Below are 7,319 nucleotides of genomic sequence, written 5' to 3' on the forward strand. Positions count from 1 at the left end.
CTCCGAGTTCCCCAGCCTTCCCCACGATGACACGGCTACCATGGCCAACCCACCGTACCAATTACCAAAATAGCCGCAAATGCTCCCCCTGCCAGCAGACTCGCTTTATCTTTTACTGCAAAGACCAGTGGGTCATCATGCATTTCACCACGATGTGCTTTCATCCACATCCAACTGATCCAAAACAACATAACCGGCACCGTGCCCCATATAAATTCCGGGGTTTGATACAGATGAATGACTACGTCGCTATTGAGATAAAACGCCAATACCAGAACCGCAGCGTAGCCGGACGTTATGCCCATCGTCTGCAACAATGGCGCATCTGAAGTGTAATACCCGCGCCCATGCGCCTTTTGCTTTCCATTTAATAACTGTACCTCTAATTCCGCATAGCGTTTGACAAAAGCAAGCGACAAAAACAAGAAAACAGAAAATGCAAGCAGCCAGAAAGACAACTCCATACTCATAGCGGCAGCACCAGCAACGATGCGCAAGGTGTAAAGCATCGCCAAAGTCAGACAATCCAACAGCATTAGACGCTTGAGACTCCAGGAGTAAGCGCAAGTCAACACAAAATAAAACAGTAGCCATGGCAGAAAACTGCCGCCTACATGCTGAGCTAAGGCTAAACTACCGAGCAATAATAATGGGGCCAGCACAACGCCCATTGCTGCAGGGACAAGGCCCGAGGCAAAGGGTCGGTTACACTTACGCGGATGCTGTCGGTCGCTCTCCAAATCCAGCAGATCATTGACAATATAAACTGATGAGGCGCATAGGCTAAACGAAAAAAAAGCCAGAATGAGGTATAGCCAGGCATCCATATTGGTGATCTGATGCGCAGCTAACAAGGGGATAAACAGCAGTAAATTTTTCATCCACTGGTGCACACGTAGAACCCGACTCCAGCCTGCAAAGTCTAAAGAGGCTGAAGGAAAAACTCTTTCCACTTCACAAAAAGCCCCCGCTTTTTTGACCAAGTCCGCAGAGGCATTGACAACTATCCCCCGACGAGCGGATTGCCATACTTCCAGATCGGCGCGCGAATTACCCGCGTAATCAAAACCGGCATGACCAAAACGCTGTTCAAGCGCCTCAGCCTTGTGCTTTCCAGCCAGGTTTGTCTCGCCATCACTCGCCATTACCTCGTCAAAAATACCTAAGTACTCAGATATAGAGATTGCGATGGAGTGATCAGAAGCAGTGCACAAGATCAGCTTTCGACCTTGAGTTTGTTGTTGTTTTAACCACGCCAATAAATCGCGGTTATAAGGCAGAGAATTTGGATCGAAGTCGGTACGATTGGACAAATTCCGCTTGAGTACAGCCTTTCCTTGCGATAACCAATAGGGGATAAATAATATATCGAAGGGGTTATCGCGCAAGACTCTCAATGCAGATTCGTGGAGCATATCCGTGCGAATCAGCGTTCCATCGAGGTCAACCACAAGGGGATGCAAGTTCAAAATCGCCCCATGCCAAAGCCACGTTCCAGCGCCAACGCATTGAGCTTCTTAGCCGCCGGCAAACCATCGTAATTCACTAGACGATCATTACAACCGATTTCCATGCCGAACAAGCTCAATACCTTGTTCACGGCCTCATAGCGCCATTTTTTCACGTTAATTAATACATCGTCTATATCTAACAGGATTGCCGATACAGGCAATAGTTGTCGTTTCATTCGGATCACCGCAGCTTCAGGCATTACCAAGCCCACTCGCTTGCAGAGCGGTAAGACGATTAACTTCCATGGAAGCATCACTATTCTTACCTGGCGACACATAAAATTCGCAGCCCATCGTATCAAACTCTGCCTTGATTTCCAAACTGATCAAGCCGAGATTCAGTAAATCTGATACCAGAAGACCAAACGATGCTGCTGTGGACCGCCGGCAATGCCCATTAATATAATCTGTCGTAGATATTGATCTCGCCCAATACGCTTGTGCCTCAGCAAATGTATACGCTAGCTGACCCACCCCGTCCAGTCTCTCAGATGACCGCGCAATGCTGCATTTTCTCTTGCATACGTCGGCGATGCGATCCAGGTTGTCATCACGCCCATGATATTTGTTTCGCAATTCTGCCGCACTAACACGATCAAGGGCATGCTCGTCAAATCCTTTCTTTTTAGGCGTAATCGGGTTGTGGCCAAGGTCTTTTTCTTCAAGACGATGGAATACCTTCTGCTCACGCGAAGATTTGCCAAATAATCGTCCTAGCATGCGTCCCTCTTTTTGTCATACTTTTCATAATACTCATATCCACTGCAAAACTTCCTTTCTTTGCCCGCAGCCGCAACATCCGGATTTGAGGCCGGATATTCGGTCTCATTAAATATTAAATTACTCATAAAAACTCTTGTCAGACCCGGTTAATACGTGGCGGCCACGCATAAGAAAAATCTTCATGCTCCAATGTCAAATTAGGATTGTAGGCAGGATCATTCTTGAGTAAATGCCCCCAACGCTTTTGCATGTATAGCACCTCCGCTTTAAACCGCGCTTTCTTTTCCGGGGTGTCTTCATACCCGCGCGTCGCAGATTCGTGATGATAAAGCTCGGCATAAGGAGTCCAAATATTACGATAACCTGCTTCTCGAACACGCAAACAAAAATCCACATCGTTAAAAGCTACCTTAAGATTGGTTTCATCCAGCCCTCTAACTTCTTCGTAGATACTTTTCTTAATAACTAAACAGGCAGCCGTAACGACAGATACAGTTTGGATAAGTTGCGCTCTCGCAAAATAGCCAAACTGGCCTCGTGGCAGGTGTTTATGGGAATGCCCTGCCACGCCCCCGACCCCGGTAATGCAGCCTCCATGCTGCAAAGTATCATTTGGATACCAAAGCCGAGCGCCCACAGCCCCAACGCCAAACTGGATAGCCAGGCCTATCATTTCATCCAACCACTCGGGTGAAATCACCTCGATATCATTATTGATCAACCCAAGATATTCCCCCCGCGCTTGCTGAACAGCTGCGTTGTTCAAGGCTGAGTAATTGAACGGGCGTTCATCGCGGAGAACTCGAATCTTTTCATTATCAGCAAAGCTCGCGAAATAATCCAAGGTCTCGGGATCATCTGAATTGTTATCAACTATAAGAATTTCAAAATTCTTATAGGTCGTTTTGGCGAACAGACTTTCGATGCACTGCTTAATCAGACTAAGTCCATTGCGCGTTGGAATAATCAGACTGACTAAAGGAGCTGACTTTGGAATGGCATATTGTGCGCGATACATACCAAAATCCAGCAACTCAGCCTGTGCAGGAATTTGAATCCGCGCAAAATGATCGTTCAAAGCGCGTTCGCCAGCCAACAACGCATAGTTCTTTTCGCTTCCTGCTTGCGCAGTGCTCCCAGGATGGCTACGCCAGTGGTAAAGTACCCGGGGGATATGCACGATTTGCGCTGGCGCAAGTTGTTCGCTGCAACGCAAAGCCAAGTCGTAATCCTGCGCGCCTTCGTAACCTTCTCTAAAGCCGCCAATCTCTTTGACCAATTCAGTACGATATGCACCCAAATGGCAAATCATATTATGGGAAAGAAACAGATCGGGGTTCCAGTCCGGCTTGAAATACGGATCGTAGCGCAGCCCTGCTTGATCTATCTTATCTTCATCGGAGTAAATCAGCCCGGCATCAGGATGACTAACAATCGCATCTGCAATCCAAAACAAAGCGTGTTCACGCAACAAGTCATCATTGTCAAGCAGCGCAACATATTCGCCATTGACCAGATCCAATGCAGAGTTTGATGCCGCAGATATATGGCCATTTTTTTCTCTGAACACTACTTTAATACGCGAATCATTATCCATGTAGCGCTGAAGTAACTTGTGCACTTCCACATCGGTCGATGCGTCGTCGGCAATGCATAACTCCCAGTTCGGGTAAAGTTGGCCTTGAACGGAAAGAATTGCATCCTCAAGCATATTCAGGGGCGGGTTATACACAGGCATCACCACCGAAATGAGCGGGGGTTTGTGTAACTGACGTATTTGAGTTTTAATTTTCTTCCGATCTTGATCTGTCAGTAAGTCGTAACGACGCACCCACTCTCTATAATCGTTGTGTTTAGGTTGCGCATAGTCAATTACGGGGGATGCTGCGCCAGGCGAAGCTGAGAAAAGTATACGTCGTTTGATACCGTTGATGCCTTCGCTTTTGTAGGTACGCCACGCATGCTTAACTAATCCTCGATACCCACCGCACGTCGACAACGCATAAGGCGAGGCTCTTAGAACTATCTTGATTCGTAATAACTGACTGCCAACGAATCTAATGGGACTCGTCAATCGCCAACGGCTTGATCCCCGAATCTCGGTAGCCTGAATATGACCGCCAATCTGCTCTTCGTGCTCAACTAAAACACGCTTGAGGTTACCGATATAGGCCTCTCTATCATCCCCGGCTTGAACCAATCCAGTAATCGGCCCATCGCGCTCGACCTTAGTTTGGATCCATACATCAACTTCACTCGTTTGCCGCTGAAACCAGGCGTCATCTATCCCGTACTGACTAATCATTAAATCTTGGTAAATCGGGCTATGTAATAACTCATACATTTTTAACAAGCCGACAATTTTATAGGGCGCTCCCAGATACTGATTCTCAACAAAAAAAAGTCTGGCTTTTTCAATATCAAGATGCTGCTCGCTCGGTATCTCTTTAATCTCCAGCAAATCTGAAAAACCTTCAATAAGTTGCTCACGAGTGACGTTCTCAAAGAAGCTTTCTGCAATTAGAAAGTGCTCGTTAATAGTTTTTATCCAGCTTGCTCTTGTTTCCCTGCTTGTATTTTCGCTGGGTATAAATCTGAGACCGATCAACTCGCGATCGGAAATAAAGATTTCGTAATGCTTAACGAAGCGAATCCACATATCAAAGTCAGCTAATTGCCTAAGCCGATTGTTATACCCACCTAGCTCCACATAGCAAGATTTACGAATCAGCGCTGCGGGATAACGAGTACAATGACCTAAATCAAAAAATCGTCTTAACCACTGCCCCTGTGAACAGTTTTCCTGGTTAAAATCGGGGGCGAAAGAGAGCAATTCCTTATCAATATCCAGTCCGTCTTTATCGACCAGCCTTGCTCTGCCGAAGCAGGCGCCAACACTAGGCTTTTCTCGCATAACCTGAACCTGACAGGCTAGTTTGCCCTGGTCGATCCAATAGTCGTTCGGGTTAATTAATGCAATAAATTCGCCCAAAGCATGCTCAATTAACTCGTTTACGACAACGCAGGCTCTCCGATTATTCATATCCGGAAAGAACCGGATCCTTTCGTCCTTAATTGAAGAAACAATCTCTCTCGTTCGATCAGTAGATCCATCATCCGCAATCAAAAACTCAAAATCTACCTCCTTTTGCGCCAGCACGCTCTCCATTGCTTGCTTGACGAAATCAGCATGATTGTAAGTTGTCATAATGACGGAAACTGTTGGCAATTTCATGCAGCATCTCGGTAAAGAACTCTGACGATAAAACGCTTGAGTTTAAGTGGAATTAAGGCGCTAGCTATCCCCAATAATATTGGAAATAAGCAATCAGCAATGTGAGTAAGGTTGGACATAAAGATCACTTGCCCAAAAAGAGCATCAAGAGTTTGACGAATATAACTTTCATGGTTGTAAGTCAACAGAAAGATACTGATCTGGCTTGAGCTTTGATTGTCATTTTTTAACCTTAGATATTTAGTATTGTGGTGCGATATTTTTTGATGAAAAAGCAGCAATGTCCTTGGATAGATATATTTCAGCCCAATTCGAGAAAGGCTCACTCGCCCATTGATCCCGACCGTTCCCCTGGTGAGGCCAAGGTACCGCAGAAAATTTTTGCACAAATAATTTGCCTACGCCATTGCACCCAATGAAGCCAGCATTCTGTCCCTTTTTGACGTCAAACGAAAACATCTTTGAGTGCCGCAAATTCGCTGAGACATTGTTTCTGGGCTTTATACCCTACGGTTTAAGCCGGCGTGGGGAGTGTCGTAGATTTCCTAATGTTTGTTGCGATTGTTGACGCAGATAGCGATATCGTTAGAGAACATCGGCAAACCCTTTTCTGGTTTTTTGGAACCAGGCATAGCCTACCCACGCGATCACAGTGGCAGCTAGAGTGTAAATGCCCAATCCGGCCCAATCTGGCTGGGATCCCCAGATCAGCACTTCACGCGCCTGTTCGATGATGAAAGTGAGCGGGTTGGCCATGATAAACGGACGAAACCTTTCCGGCACTGCGGTCACAGGGTAAAAGACAGGAGAAAGGAACATCAGCACAGTGGTAATGATACCGATGGTTTGCCCGACGTCCCGCAGAAATACGCCTAGAGATGAAAGCATCCAAGCCAAGCCAAGCGTGAGAATGACGAGCGGCAGCAATACCAGTGGGATAAAAACCGCCGTCCAGTTCAAGTAGCCGTTAAAAAGAGCAAAGGCGGACAATAGTACCCCTAGACTGATGAGGCTGTGAAAGAGCGCCGCACCCAAGGCAGTAACCGGCAGTATTTCAATCGGAAACACCACTTTCTTAACGTAATTGACGTTGGAAACGATTAATCCTGGGGCACGATTGAGCACTTCGCTAAACAGGTTTAGCACGATCATGCCCACAAAAAGAACTACCGCAAATTGCGTTTTGCTATCATCACCACCAACCCCACCCCAGCGGGATTTGAAAATCTCGGAAAATACGAAAGTGTATACCACCAGCATGAACACCGGATTGAAAAACGACCACGCCAAACCCATGACAGAGCCTTTATAGCGCCCGACCACTTCGCGCTTGGTCATTTGCACGATGAGTTGGCGGTTGCGCCAGAAGCTTTTGCCCAGCACCACAAGGGATACGGACTGGGCGGCGTGGGGGTTGACCGCGGTTGCCGGATGGGTCATGCGAAGTGCTCCGCGTCAACCAATGAGGTGCCCAGTTGGTCTTTTGCGGACAACGCGGGCTCGCCTTCAATCGGCCAGTGGATGCCGATGGCCGGATCGTTCCAGGCAATGCTGCGCTCGAACTCGGGAGCCCAGTAGTCGGTGGTTTTGTACAGAAACTCTGCGGTATCCGACAGCACTACAAAGCCATGCGCGAAGCCTTCGGGTATCCACAACATGCGTTTGTTTTCGGCCGACAGTTCCAGCCCAACATGCCGCCCAAAGGTGGGCGAACTGCGCCGTATGTCCACGGCCACGTCAAAGACCGCGCCTTGCACCACGCGCACCAGCTTGCCTTGCGGCTGCCGGATTTGGTAATTCAGTCTGCGGATTTATTTTTTTGCCGATAGGGTGTTGTTGTACTGCAATAT

The 7,319-nt window shown here is 47.4% G+C and carries 6 protein-coding genes; all 6 read right to left on the reverse strand.

The genetic code is table 11. From position 1 onward, the window contains the following. Positions 1-35: 35 nt before the first annotated feature. A complete protein-coding gene (locus tag Q8L79_RS15240; protein WP_305272843.1) occupies positions 36-1,469 on the reverse strand; it encodes a UbiA family prenyltransferase in 1,434 nt (477 codons plus the stop codon). Further along, positions 1,466-1,687 carry a hypothetical protein gene (locus Q8L79_RS15245; RefSeq protein ID WP_305272846.1) on the reverse strand — a complete coding sequence of 74 codons (222 nt, stop codon included), beginning with the start codon at positions 1,685-1,687 and terminating at the stop codon, positions 1,466-1,468. The genes Q8L79_RS15240 and Q8L79_RS15245 overlap by 4 nt, the downstream gene beginning before the upstream one ends. 16 nt (positions 1,688-1,703) lie before the next feature. Further along, positions 1,704-2,231: a hypothetical protein gene (locus Q8L79_RS15250; RefSeq protein WP_305272849.1), complete on the reverse strand. Its 528-nt coding sequence runs from the start codon at positions 2,229-2,231 to the stop codon at positions 1,704-1,706. Positions 2,232-2,370: 139 nt separating this feature from the next. Beyond that, a complete protein-coding gene (locus Q8L79_RS15255) occupies positions 2,371-5,469 on the reverse strand; it encodes a glycosyltransferase (RefSeq protein ID WP_305272852.1) in 3,099 nt (1,032 codons plus the stop codon). Between the two features lie 585 nt (positions 5,470-6,054). Further along, on the reverse strand, positions 6,055-6,909 hold the full coding sequence (locus tag Q8L79_RS15260) for an ABC transporter permease (RefSeq protein WP_305272855.1): 855 nt from the start codon (positions 6,907-6,909) through the stop codon (positions 6,055-6,057). Then, on the reverse strand, positions 6,906-7,280 hold the full coding sequence (rfbC, locus tag Q8L79_RS15265) for a dTDP-4-dehydrorhamnose 3,5-epimerase (RefSeq protein ID WP_370869996.1): 375 nt from the start codon (positions 7,278-7,280) through the stop codon (positions 6,906-6,908). Before rfbC ends, Q8L79_RS15260 begins: the two co-directional genes overlap by 4 nt. Positions 7,281-7,319 lie beyond the last annotated feature (39 nt).

Source organism: Methylobacter sp. (assembly GCF_030680395.1).
In the GTDB taxonomy this organism is placed as follows: domain Bacteria; phylum Pseudomonadota; class Gammaproteobacteria; order Methylococcales; family Methylomonadaceae; genus Methylobacter_A.